We start from the raw sequence: 19,218 nt of genomic DNA, 5'->3' as shown, positions 1-19,218 counted from the left end.
TCTCTCCAATCTATATGTTTCTCATTGATTCAATTCATGGATTTTTCTTACTCTCACGTCTTTAACAGCCTGATAAAGGAAGAAAAGCCCCATAATTAAGTAACCTAAGGCAAACTCCGGCGCTGCACTGAACGCTAACTCCGGTGCGTGCATGAGTCCGAAAAAGGAGAAAACAGATGCAATACAAGCAAATATAGTTGCCCTTTTAAAGTCTCCATCAATAATAAAGACGACAATTGCTCCCATGATCAAGGCTGTAAACATGGCTCCGTCACCTAGCGGAACTATCCCTGACGAGATATCTGCAACTACTTCAGGCGCATCATCTTGAAATTGAGTCATTAAATAATTTGAAAAATATGGAAGCATGGCTATTACAACAGCTGGATAGTATTTTGTAGCATTCGTTTCAAATGCTGTTGAGATCATGGCAACACCTACATAGACAAGAATAGGGGCTATAACGGCTACGGGGATAATTTCCGAAACCGCAGCGATCAAACCAGAGATGGCTGTGAGTGTATACACAAACGCATTCAAAATGCTATAGCCACGCCCTGCTCCCATGTACTTGGCTCCAACTGTCGCGAGATAAACAGTAGTAGGGAAAGGTCCTCCAAAAACCGACCCCAACATTGTTCCTACCCCATCAACAGCTTGACACTCTCGGACATCATACTTATCCCCGGCTGCTTCCATTGCTTCCACATTGTTCATCGTTTCGATAGCATTATAGATTGTGATAGGAAGAACAACCGCAAATATGCCAATCATGGCACCGAAAAGATAAGTCATGCCTTCAAAAACTGCTAAAGAGGGTGTGAAGGGGTAAAAGCCCACATAGGCTAAACCTTCTGTGATCTGATCAATACTGGCAGGCCCAAAAGTATATGCTAAAATTGTGCCGATGATAATTGCAAATAAAGAAGCTGGAATCCTAAATGGCATGGTTATTTTTCCGATAACACCTACGATAATAATAGCCAAAGCCAAAAGGCCAGCTACTGGTATTTCCATTGTCATAAAAAGCATTTCACCTGCGATGAAGGTCAAAGCTACTCCACTTATGGCACCTAGCATTGCCGCTCTTGGTAAGTTTCTTTTAATCCATCTTCCAATTAAGCTGACGAGAACCTCAATCAGTCCGCTTAAAAAGGCAGCAGCAACCCCTATTGTCCAGGCCAATTGTGGATCATCAGTTAGTGTAATAGCCGGTAATAGAACTCCAAATAGGAAGATGAACATTACGGGCGTACTGACACCATAAGACAGGGCTGTTACATCTGTCCTTTGTTCTCTTTTTGCCAGACGATTCGCGGTGTAGGCATAATACAGATTGCCAAATAATACCGCTACGGCTGCACCTGGGATAACTTGACCGAAAACAATATCCGTGGGAAACCCCATTCCGAGCATTGTGATTGCAATAATAACAAAATTGGCAAGGTTATTTTGAAACAAAGCAAAAAAAGCATCCGTATCTTCTTTTTTGTACCAGGGATAATGAAAAGCCTTTTGCTCCATTATACTGCTGCCTCCTCTTATTAATAGGCTCATGGCATCAGCCGAGATACAAGTGACAAGGGACTCTCATCACAACCGAAGCAATGCGGTTAGTAATCTTTTTTTGGCAGGTAAGAAAGTATAAACCACTTTCTTATCCTGCATAAGTGCAACTAAGCCTGCGGTCCACGGCCAAATACGAAATCTTTATCCCTTCGCTCAAACCACCTCCACCGTCTTCTAATTCCGGATGTAACAAACATGTTCCAATAATAAAAAATGGACCCGTAGTTAGAAGAATCACTTCTTCATCTACGGCTCCAGGAACCTCCGATAAACAGAGGATGAGCAACCAGTAGTTTTGGCAAGAAAATGAACCGAATGAACGAATTCAATTTCAAGTTGATTTAAGTATAGAGAAGCAAAACGGAAAAGTCAATATATTAAAAAACTTGTAAACTTAAGTAAAAAAAGGATGTCAATATCTATTTCTGTTCGACATATATATAAAATCATCAGTGAGAAAGGTATTGACGTTTTTATAAAGTTATTATAAAATTTAAATCATAGAAATATCTAAATCGTTCCCAAATGATGTGTAATTTTTGTCACTTGTTCTCCAAACAACCTTTATACTTGGAGGGGTGATTGATGACGGAAGATGTTTCGGATCCAACAAAAAGTAATCTGAAGAAAGAAGTGTCACAACTTTACAACAAGATCAACAAAGAAGTTCATGGATTAGGGGTGAAGAAACAAAAAATCGAGACTTTTAATAACACTGTTGTCATTTTCAGTGAACATAAGCGTAATCCATCTTTAAATGCCCTTAACAATGAGTATAAAGAGTTGACTTTGGCTGCTGATGCGGCACTTATCAAGGAATTTAAGGGCAGATTGAAACTAGAGATCGAGCGTCATCTGGGCATAGGGGTATTCACTGTATTGAAGGATTTTGATCCTGATTCTGAATACGCATGTACGGTGATCCACTTCAATGAAGATTTTTAGATGTAACAACAGAGTAAGATCTAAGGGGGAATATAAGGCGATTTACTCGCTATAATTCTTCCACCTAAATGTAATGCGGGAGCTTATTCTCCGTTAAACCGGTGTAATGAGAAACCGTAGATGTAGAGAGGTATTACTTATGCCTTCAATCATCTACGGTTTTTTATTTATATAAAAATGATTAAAGGAAGGGATAATTTATGGATTTAATCTTGAAAAATGCCCATATTCCTCAAGGAGACAGGCAGGTGTTGACAAATGTTTTGGTGGATCAAGGAACAATCGTTGGTTTCACTAATTCTATAGAAGGCTTAGAAGCTGACGAAGTATTTGATGTACAACAAAAGCTGGTGGTTCCGGGATGTATCGACCCCCACACCCATTTTATGGAGCCTGGTTTTAATCACCGTGACACGTTTGACGCAGCTGGGCGATCGGCGGCAAAAGGAGGTTTAACATCTCACATTGATATGCCGTGCACAACCAAACCATCAGTACGTAGCCGAGAAGAATTTTATGAAAAATTAAATTCAATTAAAGAGAAAGCAGTCATTGACTTCGCTTTTTGGGGTGGGATGACAGGAGAAGATGTTCGCGAAGAAAAGCTCCACAATATTCAACCTCAAATAGATGAAGGCGTTGTTGCTTTTAAAGTCTATATGACACCTTCTGTTCCAACGTTCCCGCCGGTATCTGATGCGGAAATGCTCGAAATCTTTCGTCATGTGGCCCCAACAGGCTTGCCAATCGGGGTTCATGCAGAAAACCTCGACATATGTACATTTTATTCTAATAAACTGGAAAAAGAAGGCCGTGAAGATCCGGTTGCCTGGTCAGAAGCAAGAGGAGTTATAGCTGAAAAAACGGCTATAGAACTAATTCTCAGTTTCGCTGAAGAAACAGACGCTCGTGTTCATGTTGTTCACATGACTTCAAAAAAAGGTGTTGAGCTCGTTCGTGAAGCAAAGAAACGCGGAGTTAAGGTCACATCAGAGACGTGCCCTCAATACTTGGTGTTGAATGCAGAGGAAGCAATGAACAAATGGGGAACATTTGCAAAAATTGCTCCGCCTTTACGTGGGAAAGAAGACAATGAAGCCTTCTGGCAAGGACTTGCAGATGGCACGGTAGATTTCGTCGGAACGGATCATGCCCCTTATAATATTGAAACTGAGAAGAAGGGTTCGACCATTTGGACCAGTTTCCCCGGTATGCCTGGGGTAGAACAAATGGTGCCGATTCTGGTGAGTGAAGGTTTGAATAAAGGGCGTTTATCATTATCAAGGTTTGTAGAAGTGACCAGCCGAAACGCCGCCATACATTACGGCCTTTACCCGAAAAAAGGTGCGATGGAGCTTGGCAGTGATGCGGACTTTACTGTGATCGATCTAGAACGTGAGTATACCATTGACAAGGACAATGTGCTGACGGATGCTAAATACACTCCTTTCCACGGCATGGAACTAAAAGGCATTCCCGTGCAAACCATCGTTCGAGGCAAAACGGTATACAATGCCGATGACGGCGGTATTGTAAGCGAACCAGGCTATGGAAAATATGTCGAACGCCAAAGTATTCAACACCTTACAAGAGAGTTGAAATATGAAACGGAAAATACCTTGGGTAAACCTATAAAGGTGCAAGAAAAAGAAAAACAATCCGCAGGAGGTATTTAAAAAATGGAATTAAAAGGAAACAAGCACGCGGTCGTTGTCATCGATATGTTGAACGATTTTATTTCAGAAGGTGGAGCATTACGCGTAGAGAATAATGAAAAAATCGTACCCAAAATTAGAGAAATGATTGATTTCAGCCATGAGAATGACATTCAGGTTGTATTTATACAAGAAGCCCATCGAAAAAACGATGCTGATTTCAAAGTAAGGCCTGTTCATGCCATAAAAGGCACATGGGGAGCAGAATTTATACCCGAATTACAACCGGACGAGGACAAAGGGGATTATATTGTCCAAAAAAGACGTCATAGTGCTTTTGCACACACCGATTTTGACCTTTTCCTGCGTGAAGAGGGCATTGACACTGTGGTATTGACAGGGAATTGGACAAATGTTTGTGTAAGAAGCACTGCTTCCGATGCTTTGTATTACACTTATAACGTCGTATGCTTGTCAGATGCGACAGCCTCCAAAACTGATGAAATGCATAAGGCAGGTTTGGTGGATATGGGTTTATTTGGTCAGGTTATGACAACTGACGAATACAAAAAAGGCGTAAAACAGAAATTCTCCCAGAAACAGAGCAATTAACACATGAGAATTATCGTTGGTATTACAGGAGCAAGTGGGTCTTTGTATGCTTATACATTGATCCACGCCCTTCATCAATTGGGTGTTGAGACACACGTGGTTGCAACCGAAACGGGAGAAAAGGTAATGCAATACGAATGTGGTGTCGATATCAAAGATATGCAACAATTTGCAGAAGTACATGATGATAAAAATTTGTTTGCCCCTGTCGCCAGTGGTTCTTTTCAAACTGATGGAATGGTTATTGTACCCTGTTCGATGAATACGTTGGGGGCGATCGCAAATGGCATTGGAGATACACTATTAAGCCGTGCGGCCAATGTTGTAATGAAGGAAAAACGTAACCTCATTGTTGTTCCCAGAGAAGCACCGTTTCATTTGTTTCATTTGCAAAACATGACAAAACTTGCAGAAGCAAACGTATCGATTATGCCTGCTTCGCCAGGATTTTACCATCGACCGAAAGAAATTTGGGAACTAATAAATTTTATCGTTTCACGTATATTGGATGGACTTAATATTGATCACAGTCTTATCGACAGATGGGGGGAGAAAAGCAATGAACCCCGTATCAATGAGAGAACTGATTGAAAACTGGGAAAATCGAAGTATTCTCTATCGTATCAAAAAAGAAGTTGATCCTGAATATGAAATGGGAGCTGTCGTTAAAACAAAAGATGGCAAACAGCCTTTTCTGTTTGATAACATTAAAGGTTATCAATCTTCGATGGCGGCTGGACTTGGCGGTGACCGGGAGCTAATGGCCGACAGTATGGGCATTTCATCATCTGAACTGATTCCATCATTGATTGAAGGAATTGTTCACCCAATGAAAACCAATACTATCCATTCTCAATCTGCCCCTGTCCATGAGAATGTTATGTACAGTCCTTTCGAATTAGACAAATACTTTCCTATACCGACCTTTCACGAAGAAGATTGCGGACCTTATTATGTTTCGGGCGTACTCGTCGTTAAAGAGCCAGATGGACAAAAGAGATACACATCAATCCGTCGAATGGGGTTCATAGGTGAAAATAAAACAAACATTGCGATTACTTCTCCAGAGCTACAACGTCACTACGCCGCATTTGAGAAAAACGATGAACCATTGGAAGTTGCCGTCATGTTCGGTGTTCTCCCAGCTGTTGTGCTCGCATCACAAGTGAGTACACATTTATTCCATACGGATAAGCTTAATATAGCCAGCGCGTTGATCGGGCGATCTTTAGATGTGGTTCAATGCCGTACCGTTGACCTTGAAGTTTTGGCTGAAGCTGAAATCGTACTCGAAGGAAAAATTCTACCGCACAGACGTGATTCAGAAGGTACATTTGGAGAACTCGGGGGGTATTATGGAGGCAATATGCCGCAACCAATTGTGGAAATGTCAGCGTTAACTTATAGAAAAAATGCCATTTCCCAAACCATTATGCCGGCAAGTGCGGAAGAAAAATTACCGATGTGCCTCGTCCGTGAAATGACATTGTTGAGCACTGTCCGCCAAGTTGTTGAGAATGTGAAAGCGGTTCACATTACGATGGCTGCAGCTGCTCGTTTCCACGCGATTATCCAAATTGACAAAAAAACGGATGGAGATGGAAAACAAGCTGCTATGGCAGCTTTTGCAAGCGATAAAGATTTAAAGCACGTGGTTGTTGTGGATGAGGATGTTGACCTATTGAATCCTGAGGATGTTGAATGGGCAATCGCCACTAGAATCCAGGCGGATGTAGACATTTTTATTACACCCGGAGCAAAAGGGTCTCCACTTGAAGCTTCACACAATCTAAGAGGAGTAACGGCAAAAATGGGAATCGATGCAACCATCCCTCTAGATCAAAAAAATGAATTTAGAAGACCGGCTATACCAATAGATGTTGATTTAGCTGATTATTTGTAACCTAATGCATAGGGGGGAAACTTGTGAACGCAATTGGGTTAGTTGAAACGAGAGGGTTAACTTCGGCAGCAGAAGCCTTGGATTCGATGGCGAAAGCAGCCAATATTCGCTGTCTTGATTTAAAAAGAGTCGGATCAGGCTTGATCACCGTCATTATAGAAGGGGATGTCGCCGATGTTAATTCTGCTGTGGAGATTGGTAAGTCAGCCCCAAACCGTGTCGGTGGAGAACTAATTTCCAGTAACGTTATCCCGCGCCCGCATTCTGAACTCGAGAAGTTAATGTAAGGAGGTGATGGTGCTGCGATGTCTGATTTTATGAAAGAGATGGTTGGGCAAATATTGAATCAAAATGAAGAAATGAATGCCAATGACAGGAATAAAAATAGAGAGACTTTTCAACACGAGAATGGTACGCCTTCAATTGAATCAATAAAACGGCCAAACTATCAAAATCAAAACAAAGGAAAGCGGTTATCTACAAGTTTAAATAAAAATCCGTCATTTACGTCTAACGAATCAAACCAAACAAATCAGCATACACCACAGGCGCCCAAAGTAGAGATGACACCAACTAGCTATTCCAGCGATGCGCTGTCAAAATTACAAACCATGTCGCTTACCACAGGACAGAGCTCCGAGGTTTCGAGTTACCAAAATAATACCTTGAATGTTGCCGTAATGATCGGAAAATCCAAAACGGGGGGTTCGGCTTGGCTTTTCCCTAAACCTTCGATAGGCATTGAAAGATTATTTAATCGCAAACCACAAGGCGTTAGTGTAGGGATTCTTAACTTTTCCGAGTGTTATCCAAGCCAATTATTGTTCATAAATGACCTTATCAGAGAACATCAGTCAGTCAAGTTTTATATAGAGTGGGACAGAGAAAATAAAGGCGAGTTTTTACTGGAGTTATATCATGAGGATGAAATCTGGTTAAAAAAAGTACTCCATCAGTTATTTCAAAAACTAAACCGACACACAATGAAAAGCTATGAAGTATATAAAGTTGACTATCCGAGCACATGGTTGTCCAAACAACTTGGTCTTAATATAACCGTTGAGGGGTTAGGCATCATCGAAGGGTTGTCTTATTATAGTAATATTGCCTTGTTGGATCATGTATTAAAGATGCTTCCGGAAAGGACTATCAACTACAACATTGCACAAGAATATTTACTTGTTGCCGGGAATCAAGACACCATTAAAGAAGTAGAAAAAGTTTTCAAAAGTAATGGAGGTCAATTCATATAATATGACAAGGGATCACGGTAAAGGAGGTGGACGTAATGATTGCGCTCGGATTGATTGAATCGGTTGGATTTTCAACGGCCATATCTGCAGCTGATGCAGCTGTGAAAGCTGCCGATGTTGAAATTCTTGGTATTGAAAAAGTCATCGGTGTTGACGGGTATGTTAGTGTAACCGTTCATTTAAGTGGCGACGTTGCAGCAGTTACTTCGGCGGTTGAGGCAGGGACTCATGCAGGTGAGAGTGTGGGGAATATCGTTTCATCGCATGTAATTCCGCGCACACATGCAAATGTTAAAGAGACATTGATTGACAAGTATATGTCAACGGAAGAAGCGAATCAAAAATCAAAACAGCCTCATGAAAGTACAACAAAGAAAACAGATAATCAACGCGCAGAAAATAGCAAGAAGTCCACAAATACAAAACCTAAGGATCAAGAAAATGAGACCGTGAAAAACGAAAATGGTAAATAAACTAAGTTTAAATAGGAGGTCATAACGATGGGTGAAGCATTAGGATTAGTGGAAACAAAAGGTCTTGTCGGGGCTGTTGAAGCAGCTGATGCCATGGTAAAGGCAGCTAATGTAGAAATATGCGGTTACGATAAAATTGGCTTCGGGTTGGTAACAGTCATGGTGAGAGGTGATGTTGGCGCTGTAAAGGCCGCCACTGATGCAGGTGCTAATGCGGCAGGGCGAGTAGGAGAGCTGATTTCTGTCCATGTCATCCCGCGTCCTCACAATGAGATTGAGCGTACCCTTCTTTCTAAAGGCGAATAAGCATGGATCGTAAAAAGCAAAGTGCCGTTGTTACTTACACTTTGCGAGCACTTCTAACCAAAAACCAGTCGGAAGTTCCTCAACGGCCGGAAATCCTGGCTCTCCTTGCCCGGCACATGGTAGGTATGGAACAAGGCTTTTCGGCTTTGAATGTATTAAAATCGCAAGGTGCCACTGTTTATCTATGTATGGAACCATCTGTATTGAACGCATACAGCAGAAAAGAAATTCGTGAATTAACAGGAATCGATGCTTTTGTTCCGTACGATCGTCTCGAAGAAACGAAAGCACGGTTTTCATCTTTTTTTATTCCAGTGCTTTCTTTTTCATTTATATCAGATTTATTACGATTCAACGAACAACGTTTGTTCACTCAAACAATATTATGGGCATTAATGAAAGGTAAAACAGTCACTGCCTTGGAGATTGGTTCAAATCCTTATCATTCCATATGGGATGATAATGGATTGAACCAGGGAAGCCCATTTTTTAAACATGAACTGAAAAATCAATTAAATCAATTTCGCGGTTTTGGCATCAAAATGTTTGCCGATGAACAAGAAGTTAAACAGTATTTTTTTTCTCCATTTACAAGTAAACGTATTATAACGGCAAAAGAAATTGAACAAATGGTCTCTCAATCTCACAGTGAGATTTTCATTGATTCCCGTACTGTCATTACTCCTCTTGCCCAAGACTTAGCAAAAGAAAATAAAATTGAAATTTATAAAGAATGAGAGGACGTTTGATATGGAAATCGGTATTGTAGTCGGTACTGTTACAGCGACGAGAAAGGATGAGAGTCTGGTCGGCGCAAAAATGTTGGTAACGCAGCCGATTGGTATTGATGAACAGCCAGTGCAGTCGCAGCCTATTATTACAGTCGATACAGTCGGTGCGGGGGTAGGGGAAAAAGTGATTTTCGTTAAAGGAAGTATCGCTTCCAGAGCGTGTGATAACTATAGTGCACCTGTAGATGCAGCTATAGTCGGCATTATTGATATTTTGGAATGTGATTATGGGAAAGGGTGAAGCAAATGGAAGCAGAAAAATACAAAGAGGCCATCCAGCACCGTAAATTGATTGATGTATTATTGAATCACCATTTACATGCCGATCTTGTGCTTCAAGGTGGCTATATTATAAATACAGTAACAAGGGAAATCTATGAAGCAGATGTTGCCATTAAAAATGAGCATATTTTGCTCGTGGGGGACGCCGCGGATTTAATTGGATCATCAACAATCGTTGAAGAAGTACGGGGTAAATTTATTAGCCCCGGATTTATTGACTCACATATGCACTTTGAAAGTTCCATGTTGACGGCTACGGAATTCTCAAGACTCTCGATACCGACGGGTACAACGACACTTGTGGGAGACCCGCATGAAATCGGCAATGTACTTGGCGTTCATGGGATGCAAGAAATGATCAAAGAAGCGAAAACCTTGCCGAATCAAGTATATATTACTGTCCCAGCTGCTGTTCCGGATGCACCTGGACTAGAAACCGCCGGGGAAGACGTAACGGCTAAACATATGAAAGATCTACTGAATGACGATAATGTTCAAGGCATTGGAGAAATTCAAAGCTTCAGTAACATTCAGCCTGTATATCAAAACGCTCCTGAGATTATTGATGACTTAGTAGCAGCGGTTTCTTATGCAAATAGCATCGGGAAAACGGTTGAAGGAAACGCTCCGGGGTTGTTCGGGAAAGAACTTGCTGCACATATTATTAGCGGAGGGACACATGTTTCTTGTCATGAAACAACAACAAAAGAAGAAGCTGTAGAAAAATTACGTTATGGTGTCAGTGTATTTATGCGTGAAGGGTCATCGCAAAGGAATATGGCGGAATGTGTTCGTGCCATCAAGGAAGAAGGTCTTGATTCCAGAAGGGCTATGGTCGTCTCTGATGATATGGTGCCCGAAGATTTACTTAAAGACGGTCATATGAATGACATCATTAGAAGGACGATTGCCGAAGGCATTGATCCGGTTGAAGCCATCCAAATGGCAACTATTAACCCCGCTACTCATTTTGGGTTGAAAGATGTAGGAATGTTAGCTCCCGGTAAACGTGCTAATATTGCGGTCATTAACGATTTGAATGAAATGACGATCGATAAAGTTTACTTAAATGGAAAGCCGTCCGCGGAAAAAGGTGAACTGACCATCGATCTCCCTTCTTATACGTATCCGGAAAGCGTTAAAAACTCAGTGAAAAGAACACCTGTTGAAGCCAAAGATCTGCACATCTTAGCACGTGGAAATAAAGCTCGTGTGCGATCGATCGTCGCTATTCCAGATCAAAATTTGACAGGTGCAAAAGAATTCGATTTGAATGTCTCCGATGGAGTCGTGAAACCGTGTCTTGAACAGGATGTTCTCCCTCTTTTAGTTGTCGAAAGACATGGTCGGAGCGAGAAAATAGGTAAGACATTTTTGCATGGATTCAAGCTTAGAAGCGGTGCCATTGCTGAAAGTGTTGCCCATGACACCCACAATATCATTGTTACGGGAACTAACTATAATGATATGGTCACTGCCGTTAATCGAGTTATTTCCATGAACGGGGGCATTGCAATGATTAAGGATGGAAAAGTGGTTGGCGACCTCCCGCTCAAAGTCGGGGGATTGATCACGGATGAATTAAATGGAAAAGAAGTGAGTGAACGCGTCAGTGAACTTTCCCAGTTGGCCAAAGACGATTTGGGTTGTGATTTTCATGTACCATTCATGCATTTATCTTTCTGGTCTCTTGTGACAAGCCCTGAATGGAAAATCACTGATATGGGATTAATTGATGTTGATAAATTTGAAGTGCTGCCCACTGTGATAGAATAAGGAGGTTCTACGATGAGCGAAGTGAAATTGGTAGATTTATCACAAGAGATATATAATGGTATGCCGGTTTTTCCGCTACATCAAAAAACGTTTATATTTCAAAATAAAACACATGAAGAATCAAAAAAGGAAATTGGATTTGAATTTGCCACCTATAATCTGTTGATTAATGAACACGGACCGACACATACGGATGCCATATACGAATTTGATCCAAATGGCAAAAGGCTTGATGAAATGTCGCTGGATTATTTTTACGGTCCCGCCGTTTGTCTGGACGTTTCCCACGTTTCGCCGGATGGTTATATTACGGCTGAGGACCTTGAAGGGGCTTTGCACAAATCAGGTCAAGTGCTGGAAAAAGGCGATATCGTCCTTCTTTATACGGGTCATTACAATCGTGCGTATGGGACAGATGAATGGCTCACTCGTTATGCGGGATTAGATGTCGATGGAGGTAAATGGCTTGGTGAAAAAGGTGTCGTTAATATCGGAGTCGATGCCCCGGCCCCAGACAATCCTCAAGATCCGAAGTTTTCCGGACATCTTATGTGCCGTCAATACGAAATGTCTAACACGGAAAACCTGTGTAATTTAGATCAAATAGCGGGAAAACGTTTTTTATATTTTGGCCTGCCTTTACGGATTCGCCAGGGAACGGGTTCCCCTATTCGGGCTGTTGCCGTGTTTTTGGAGTAAGTTCATTTGAGGGAGGCTATAGATATGGAAGTTACAACCGGAGGGGTTAAAGAAGAAATATTCATCCCTCCTTATGAGGGAAGAAGTGCAGAACTTAGTGCCGGAGATGAATTAGTTATCATTGACGTGGAAGGGAAGCAGGTCGGGGATTTCGTTTGCTTCAATAAACATGATATTGAAGAGTTTGTATCACCGGTTCATATGCGTGCTTCTTTAAGTAGTATTCGTTTGAACCCTGGTGATGGGTTGTACAGCAACAAACGACGTCCTCTTATGGAACTTATCAAAGACACTGTCGGAAAACATGATTTCTTCTTTCCCGCCTGTGATTATTATAGATATAAGGTAGACTTTAGTGACGACAATCATCCTAATTGCCATGATAATTTAAAAAATGCCCTGAAAACGTATGATGTCAATCCCCTCATCATTCCGGATCCTATCAATTGGTTTATGAACAACGTTCTTGATGATGTCGGGGATTATACGATTCAGGAACCATTATCAAAACCGGGTGATTACGTACGGCTCAGGGCGAAAGAGGATGTTATCATCGCGTGCTCGACTTGTTCACAAGACATGGAAGCAGTAAATGGTTGGCGAGTAACACCGTTGAAAATGCAAATTTTGGGGGGAGTCCAGTGAATGATATTCAGTTTTTGCAAGAGTTGATACGCGTGGATTCCTCTAATCCGCCGGGAAATGAAACAAAAGTTTCTGAAATTCTGGCCGACCGTTGTAAGAAGAGTGGGTTGCCTTATAGTATAACTGATTTAGATGAGAATCGAAGTAACTTCGAGATCCGCTTAAAAGGAAAGAATAGAAGTGAGTTGTTTTTTTGCGGTCATATGGATACGGTTTTGCCCGGCAAGCAAGCGTGGGACTACCCTCCGTTTGCGGCAGAACGAGTAAATAACAAATTATATGGTCGGGGTACTTCAGATATGAAGAGTGGTCTTGCCGCCATGTTTTTGGCTGTAGAATCACTCTTTTTGGAAGAAGCAGGATTGCCACATGACGTTGTTTTCCTGGCTACAGCCGGGGAAGAAGTTGACAGCTGCGGGGCAAGAAAGTATATGGAAGACCAAGGCGTGTCAAATGTTGCGGCAATGGTGATCGGAGAACCTACGCGGGAAAAAGTAGTCATAGGACATAAAGGAGCCTTATGGGTTGAAATCCTTACTTTTGGGAAGACAGCCCATGGCGCTATGCCTAACCAAGGAATTAATGCGATTGAACAGATGAAAAAAGTGATGGCGTTACTGGATGAATGTCGTCTTAATTGGAAAGTAACCGGCGCCCCACTTGGAGAAAGTAGTTTGTCAATAAATAAAATTGATGGAGGCATGCAGGCAAACGTTGTGCCGGATCAATGTAGTGTATATGTTGATATTCGAACCATCCCGCCTCAATCTCACAAAGAATTATTTTCGGAGCTGAAAACAAAGCTGCAGGCTCTTTTTGTTGGGGATCATGAAGTTGGCACTTTCCAAGTGCAAACGTTATTGGATAGACCCGGTATTTTGACAGAGTCATCAAGCCGTATCATTCAGACCGCAAAAGATGTTAAGGGTGCTGACAACGACGTTTATGGTGTTTCTTACTATACGGATGCAGCTGTCTTAAATCCCGAAAGTAACATCCCGACACTTATTTATGGTCCCGGTGACGAACAGTTGGCTCATCAACCTAATGAATATGTGGACATCGATGCTTATCTGCGATCGATTGAATACTATAAAACGCTGGCGCTTGCTTTTGAGGGATAAAAAAGGTTGAGGGTAATTAAGATTTTGGATACAAAGAGGATCGATAACTTGTTACGGATTCTTATGGATTTTTGTAACGAATATCGATAGGGTTGTATCCATCATCGAATACATCCTAATATTCATACATATCGAATTATTATATGAAAAATAAAGAGGTTGAATTGCTGTTCGGCCCAGGGATCACCGCGAGTGATTTCAATGATGCGCTGGGACGGTCTTAGACCTTCCAAAACACCCAAGGAAAAAGCCTTGGATAAATTTCTCAATCAGCATCGCAAAGAAGCATCCCTCTTTTACCCTTGTCACCAATGCGGGGAACGACACGAGCCTCCGACGTGGATTTATTGAAAAGCTATAAAGGAGCCAACAAACCGTGGAAAATCGTTTCCGTTTTCTCAAAGATCCGTTTTTTGTCCGGCAACTTTTCCTGAAAAACCCCACCGTGTTGAGTCCTCGCATATGTGATGATGATGAGTATGATGACCTATTCCCCTTTTGAACACCTCATTCGCAAAAGCATAGAAACCGAAGACAACCACCTGAACTTGAGGGGGGATGGTGCCGTAGAAGCATTCGACCAACGGGCAAAGCTGTTTTAGAACAACTGTTTGTTCTTGGGCAACCACGAGCTGCAATTGTACCGCATCCTTGGTTTGTTAGGGATGGGTCGGAGCGTTTATACGATACCAATAAGCTCAAAAGCTGTAGAAATCAATAGCCAGTAATCATGAATCGGGCATTCTATTGCCCGTTTTGTGGCGAAGGTTATGACTATTATTCAAAGAGATTCACGTCCTGAATGGTGTATCCATATCTACTCCCCTACAATCGTTGAAGGGGTTAATGCAAATGACGTAAAAGACGTTGTTATTAATGGGAAAATTGTTATGAAAAATCGAGAAGTCTTAACGGTCGACGAGGAACGAGTACTATTTGAAAGTAAGAATATATTTAAATCGATGGCTACAAAAGCGCAAATTTAACGAAGGCCGTCCTTCATTATGTGCTGAAATAAATGGAAAAGATGGGCTGGCCCCTTCCTGTTTCATCTTCCTTCCATAGAAGTCCCTATAACTGAACATTCCCACTACATTTCTGCAACGCTAGTGTATAAAATCCTTTGTTTACACTTTACACGTGTATATGTCAGTTGCCTTGGCCAAAAGGGATATGCTGCAATTTATAAAAATAATGAAATGATCATGTAGGTCGCTGTTAAAATAGTAAACCATGTAATGAATTTACGTAATTGGTTTAATTCTACCTTATTAGATAAATATGAACCTGCTAATATACCTGCAATTTGCCCTATTATGCTCGCCACGATCAAGGGGTATAACGTCTCCATATTCGCGTATTGAAAATAACCAAACATTGATGGCAAAGCAATAATTACAGAATTAAATAAACATACCCCTACAGTGACTCGAATACTGAGACCTAATTTGGTTAATAAAGGCACAAGTAAAATTGGCCCCCCTGCTCCGGACACTGCGCAAACTGTTGCTGTAGAAAAGCCTAACAGTAAAGTGAACAATTTATTTTCTAGTATGCTTGCCGCAGGACTTTCGACATGATCGCTTTTACCGTTAAATAAAAGGGAAATCCCTGAAATTAATACAAATATATATAATATTAGGGTGGCTATATGATCGGAGATTATTACATTTAACTGTACTCCTAAGAAAGCGCCAGGAATACTTCCTATACTAATGATAATGGCTAATTTTACATCAATGTTTTTGGATTTCCAATAAGCATAAGACCCAATAATACCTGCTATAGCAAAGGATAAAAAACTTAAAGCTAAGGCGTCTCTTAACGGTAACTGTAAAAACCCTACATAAATTAACGGGAGGAGAAATCCTCCTATACTAGACATTCCCAAGAGGATACCCACTAAAAGATTTAAAGCTAATATCAATATAAATAAGTAATCCAACATCTAACCCTCGCTTCACTGCTATGTATGGCATCGTAATATATTATAAAGAACGAAAACGCACTCGAACAAAAAGGTAAAAAAAGCGCCACCAAAAATACCAATTGCGAGGTGCGTTTTCATAAATTTGTAGTTTGGATTGGTTTAATACCTTTATGCACACCTTTTGGATTTGGAATCGACCGTAAAAATGCATAGACTTGAAAATGTCACTCATTCACATATTAATTAGAACTTATCGATTCAGAAGTTTTGATTAATTATAGATAAGCCTCTTATTCAATTTGTGATGTTCATGACAACTTGTGCGATAATCACAGATGCTATAAACGTACTTGACATAACAACTAACGCAACTACAATAATTCTCCAATTAAGTTTTGTGAACTCCCGGACACTAGCTCCTATTGCTATCCCGGCTAACGCTCCTACCATCGTTATCGGAGCTCTAAATTCTATGTTTCCTGCTGCTTCACTTACAAAATCGCCTATAGGGGAGATTGGTAATGCAAGTAGCATGCCTAATACTGAACAATAAATAATAAAAGGGAGCTTTAATGGAATTATTTTTGACACGCATACGGCAATAAATGCAATTGAACATAAAATTAGTACTCCCATTAAAGAGTCTGAAATTGGGGTGTTAAAACCAATAAGATTTGTTGTGATAATCCCGATGGCCATAATACCTAATAAAAAAGCCCATTCTTTAAGCTTCATAATCTGTTTCCTCCTTTTTGACAGTAGATTTCTTCTTGCGACCAATTTTAGGTTCTAGTAGCTGATATATTTTATTCGCAAGAGGAAGAGCTATAAATAGAGCGGCATATAGTCCCGTCATTCCCGTCAACATATCTCCCGCTCCACCAAGTGCGAAGATATCGTCGGCATACGTCGGATAAATATGAGATAAACTAGTTGTGGCAGCAGCCATCATGATGCCTGCACCTACGCCTGATGCAATTGCAAGAGCATGAGGGTGGAAAAGTCCTGTTGAAGCCACTAATGAGGCTAAAAAACCAAAAAATATGGTGCCAAATAGACCGCCAATGATGTATAGTGCTAGTGTACCTCTCAACTCAGCGGAGTCTGGACCATATACACTAGTAATTAAAGCCAAGTTTGTTTCCCTGTTAATAGAATGTGTAGCGCCAACTGCTTCGCGTTTTAAACCAAGGAATAACGCTATAGGCAAAGCAATTATGACCGTAAACAGGTTACCAAGTTCTCCGAAAAGTAAGGCTGGTCCTAAAGAAACAATCAAAGGTAGATCCTGAGCCGCTATAATTCCTATATTTACAATGAATGGTGCTATAGCTACCAAGACTAATGGTGAGGCAGCTTTTACTTCCTCGCTTTTAAAAAAGCCAATTAAATCAGGTCCCAATAAAACGCCTATAATTATCCCGTAGAAAAGAGGGAACAAAATCAACATTCCAGGCCCGACGTCAATTTCAAATTCTCCAATAAGCTCTGACAAAATAACAATTAAAAAGGCTGATATGTATATCTTGTATTCCTTCTTAACCCTATGAAAAATTGACTTATATTCCATACTGTTCCCTCCAATAGAAATATTGTGAATTCCGATAGATTATTAATTATTCGTACGTATTGTTGGCAGCTCCTCATCTATTTCACCAATGGACAGAATAATCATATAATTTATTTTATTCGCCCCCTTTTGTTTGACATATCATCGTTGAAATTTTACTGTAAAGGTAATATAAAATAATCTTTTGTATTTATCAATCGTTATTTCCAGAAATCCTTGCTATGAAGATGAGTGAAGAATAATGATTAATATAACCAATAAATTCCAAATGTTTAAATGCTAATTAGGGTTATCAACCCCAAACTCTTTTTGGCAGATAAGAAAGTATAACTTTCTTATCATGCATAAGTGCAACTAAGGCTTTCGCCAGGCTTGGCGATAAGCCAAGTTTTCTTTAAATTTCTTACTTTTTCTATAACTTACTGAGAGGTGTTCAATCATGCAAAAGGAATTGAACCTAATCACTATGCAAGATGCAATGGATATGCTACATGTTAGCCGTTCGACCATTGATCGATGGAGAAAATCAAAGGGACTTCCATATATAAAAATCGGTAAAGAGATTTTCTTTAACGAGAAAGATGTGTATACATGGGTCAAACAACACACAAAAATAGAAGAAACTTATGAGGATCAAAGAGATCTTCCCGAAACCATCATCATTGGATATCAAAGTCAAACAGCTCATATGTGGAGTTCACTTATTATGAAAGAACTTCACCTATTCGAAGAAGAAATAGCCTTAACACATCCAAACCGAAGGATAAATATTCAATGGGTAAATGCCACTAATGGACTGGATCTAGTAGAAGGAATGATATCCGGGAAGATCAATATTGCCTCATTAGGGGATTTTCCAATAATCATGAGCCAACAAATTAGTAACCTTTTACCAAAATTTAATCCCGTTTTGCTTGGATTTGATGGAAAAACATCTCATAGCGCAGGAATATCTCTTGTCATCCCGAGGGGGAAAAAATATCGAGATTTGTTCCGTTCAAGAGGCAGTACAATTGCTACTGTTGTTAATTCAAGTGCAAGTCACCGTTTAAATCAATGGCTGCCAAATACTGACTTTAATTTTGAAATCATTAACCAAGATATGAACTCGAATTATACGAATATTATGAATGGATACGTTGAAGCTAGTGTTATGTGGGAACCATACGTGAGCCTCTCCCAATTACAAGGTGCGAGAACCATCGATTGTGAAGGTTTTAACGATGATTATTTGACAGGGGTTATGGCTCAAGATCAATGGGCGCAGAAGAATGATGATTTAGTAATTGCCTATTTAAAAGCACATATTAGAGCACACCAAATCGCCCGTCGATCCCCTTCAAAGGTTGCAAATATAATTAGTAAATCTATTGGAATTCAACATTTAATTTCTACAGAAATCATTTCCAAAGTTAGGTGGGATGCAGCAGTCTACCACCAAGATCTAAAGGCCCTTAAAAACTTATGGAACAATAATAATTCAAATTATGGTTCGGACTACCCGGATAACATGAGTATTAATTATCAAGGTTACTATATAGACGAAGCTTCAAAAAAATTAAACTTAAATAGACCACTTGATCAGCCTTTAGAAGGAGAATGGGATAGGGATATATTATACTAAAATGGAAAAACGAGGGAAAATTGTTCGATGTTCATCACTGGCACTCATATGGTTTCAATGT

General features: G+C 40.4%; 20 protein-coding genes and 1 pseudogene. 17 read left to right on the top strand and 4 right to left on the bottom strand.

What is annotated here, in order from left to right:
- Positions 1-21 precede the first annotated feature (21 nt).
- Positions 22-1,524 carry a uracil permease gene (locus BLS58_RS07975; protein WP_090397738.1) on the bottom strand — a complete coding sequence of 501 codons (1,503 nt, stop codon included), beginning with the start codon at positions 1,522-1,524 and terminating at the stop codon, positions 22-24.
- A 630-nt stretch (positions 1,525-2,154) separates the two neighbouring features.
- Here BLS58_RS07975 and BLS58_RS07970 point away from each other — a divergent pair.
- The 16 genes and pseudogenes from BLS58_RS07970 to BLS58_RS18380 all read left to right on the top strand — a co-directional run.
- Positions 2,155-2,514: a Na-translocating system protein MpsC family protein gene (locus tag BLS58_RS07970; protein ID WP_090397737.1), complete on the top strand. Its 360-nt coding sequence runs from the start codon at positions 2,155-2,157 to the stop codon at positions 2,512-2,514.
- A gap of 200 nt (positions 2,515-2,714) precedes the next feature.
- A complete protein-coding gene (locus tag BLS58_RS07965) occupies positions 2,715-4,190 on the top strand; it encodes a dihydroorotase (protein ID WP_090397735.1) in 1,476 nt (491 codons plus the stop codon).
- A gap of 3 nt (positions 4,191-4,193) precedes the next feature.
- The gene (locus BLS58_RS07960) at positions 4,194-4,781 is read left to right on the top strand and encodes a cysteine hydrolase family protein (RefSeq protein ID WP_090397733.1); all 588 of its coding nucleotides are present in this window, start codon (positions 4,194-4,196) and stop codon (positions 4,779-4,781) included.
- A gap of 3 nt (positions 4,782-4,784) precedes the next feature.
- Positions 4,785-5,372, top strand: a complete 588-nt coding sequence (locus tag BLS58_RS07955; protein ID WP_090397731.1) for a UbiX family flavin prenyltransferase — start codon at positions 4,785-4,787, stop codon at positions 5,370-5,372.
- Positions 5,341-6,684, top strand: a complete 1,344-nt coding sequence (locus tag BLS58_RS07950) for a UbiD family decarboxylase (RefSeq protein WP_090397729.1) — start codon at positions 5,341-5,343, stop codon at positions 6,682-6,684. The genes BLS58_RS07955 and BLS58_RS07950 overlap by 32 nt, the downstream gene beginning before the upstream one ends.
- Positions 6,685-6,707: 23 nt before the next feature.
- The gene (locus BLS58_RS07945; protein WP_090397727.1) at positions 6,708-6,971 is read left to right on the top strand and encodes a BMC domain-containing protein; all 264 of its coding nucleotides are present in this window, start codon (positions 6,708-6,710) and stop codon (positions 6,969-6,971) included.
- Positions 6,972-6,989: 18 nt separating this feature from the next.
- Complete coding sequence (locus tag BLS58_RS07940) at positions 6,990-7,937, top strand: hypothetical protein (RefSeq protein ID WP_090397725.1); 948 nt, start codon at positions 6,990-6,992, stop codon at positions 7,935-7,937.
- A 35-nt stretch (positions 7,938-7,972) separates the two neighbouring features.
- Entirely contained in the window at positions 7,973-8,410 is a 438-nt protein-coding gene (locus BLS58_RS07935; RefSeq protein ID WP_090397723.1) for a BMC domain-containing protein, read from the top strand.
- Positions 8,411-8,437: 27 nt separating this feature from the next.
- The gene (locus BLS58_RS07930; protein ID WP_090397721.1) at positions 8,438-8,716 is read left to right on the top strand and encodes a BMC domain-containing protein; all 279 of its coding nucleotides are present in this window, start codon (positions 8,438-8,440) and stop codon (positions 8,714-8,716) included.
- Positions 8,717-8,718: 2 nt separating this feature from the next.
- Positions 8,719-9,453 carry a hypothetical protein gene (locus tag BLS58_RS07925; RefSeq protein ID WP_090397719.1) on the top strand — a complete coding sequence of 245 codons (735 nt, stop codon included), beginning with the start codon at positions 8,719-8,721 and terminating at the stop codon, positions 9,451-9,453.
- Positions 9,454-9,466: 13 nt separating this feature from the next.
- Complete coding sequence (locus tag BLS58_RS07920; RefSeq protein ID WP_090397717.1) at positions 9,467-9,748, top strand: EutN/CcmL family microcompartment protein; 282 nt, start codon at positions 9,467-9,469, stop codon at positions 9,746-9,748.
- 5 nt (positions 9,749-9,753) lie between these two features.
- Positions 9,754-11,565, top strand: coding sequence for an adenine deaminase (gene ade / locus BLS58_RS07915; RefSeq protein WP_090397714.1), 1,812 nt, complete (start codon positions 9,754-9,756; stop codon positions 11,563-11,565).
- Positions 11,566-11,577: 12 nt separating this feature from the next.
- On the top strand, positions 11,578-12,264 hold the full coding sequence (locus BLS58_RS07910) for a cyclase family protein (protein WP_090397712.1): 687 nt from the start codon (positions 11,578-11,580) through the stop codon (positions 12,262-12,264).
- Positions 12,265-12,288: 24 nt separating this feature from the next.
- The gene (locus BLS58_RS07905; RefSeq protein WP_090397710.1) at positions 12,289-12,909 is read left to right on the top strand and encodes a DUF1989 domain-containing protein; all 621 of its coding nucleotides are present in this window, start codon (positions 12,289-12,291) and stop codon (positions 12,907-12,909) included.
- Complete coding sequence (locus tag BLS58_RS07900; protein WP_090397708.1) at positions 12,906-14,033, top strand: M20 family metallopeptidase; 1,128 nt, start codon at positions 12,906-12,908, stop codon at positions 14,031-14,033. The genes BLS58_RS07905 and BLS58_RS07900 overlap by 4 nt, the downstream gene beginning before the upstream one ends.
- A 231-nt stretch (positions 14,034-14,264) precedes the next feature.
- A pseudogene (locus BLS58_RS18380) lies at positions 14,265-14,761 on the top strand (IS1634 family transposase); the annotation flags it as partial.
- 455 nt (positions 14,762-15,216) lie between these two features.
- On the opposite strand, the gene BLS58_RS07885 reads toward BLS58_RS18380, so the two are convergent.
- The 3 genes from BLS58_RS07885 to BLS58_RS07875 all read right to left on the bottom strand — a co-directional run bounded on the left by BLS58_RS07885 (position 15,217) and on the right by BLS58_RS07875 (position 17,533).
- Positions 15,217-15,978 carry a sulfite exporter TauE/SafE family protein gene (locus BLS58_RS07885; RefSeq protein WP_176764665.1) on the bottom strand — a complete coding sequence of 254 codons (762 nt, stop codon included), beginning with the start codon at positions 15,976-15,978 and terminating at the stop codon, positions 15,217-15,219.
- 279 nt (positions 15,979-16,257) lie between these two features.
- The gene (locus tag BLS58_RS07880; protein WP_090397700.1) at positions 16,258-16,698 is read right to left on the bottom strand and encodes a hypothetical protein; all 441 of its coding nucleotides are present in this window, start codon (positions 16,696-16,698) and stop codon (positions 16,258-16,260) included.
- Positions 16,688-17,533 (bottom strand): DUF3100 domain-containing protein, encoded by an 846-nt coding sequence (locus BLS58_RS07875; RefSeq protein ID WP_090397698.1) that lies wholly within the window; start codon positions 17,531-17,533, stop codon positions 16,688-16,690. The genes BLS58_RS07880 and BLS58_RS07875 overlap by 11 nt, the downstream gene beginning before the upstream one ends.
- A 439-nt stretch (positions 17,534-17,972) precedes the next feature.
- Here BLS58_RS07875 and BLS58_RS07870 point away from each other — a divergent pair, with 439 nt between their 5' ends.
- Positions 17,973-19,157, top strand: coding sequence for a helix-turn-helix domain-containing protein (locus BLS58_RS07870; RefSeq protein WP_090397696.1), 1,185 nt, complete (start codon positions 17,973-17,975; stop codon positions 19,155-19,157).
- Positions 19,158-19,218 lie beyond the last annotated feature (61 nt).

Origin of the sequence: Natribacillus halophilus (genome assembly GCF_900100185.1) — a bacterium.
In the GTDB taxonomy this organism is placed as follows: domain Bacteria; phylum Bacillota; class Bacilli; order Bacillales; family Marinococcaceae; genus Natribacillus; species Natribacillus halophilus.
Note: the sequence above shows the minus strand (reverse complement) of the source record. Positions and strands in the feature narration are given on the sequence as shown.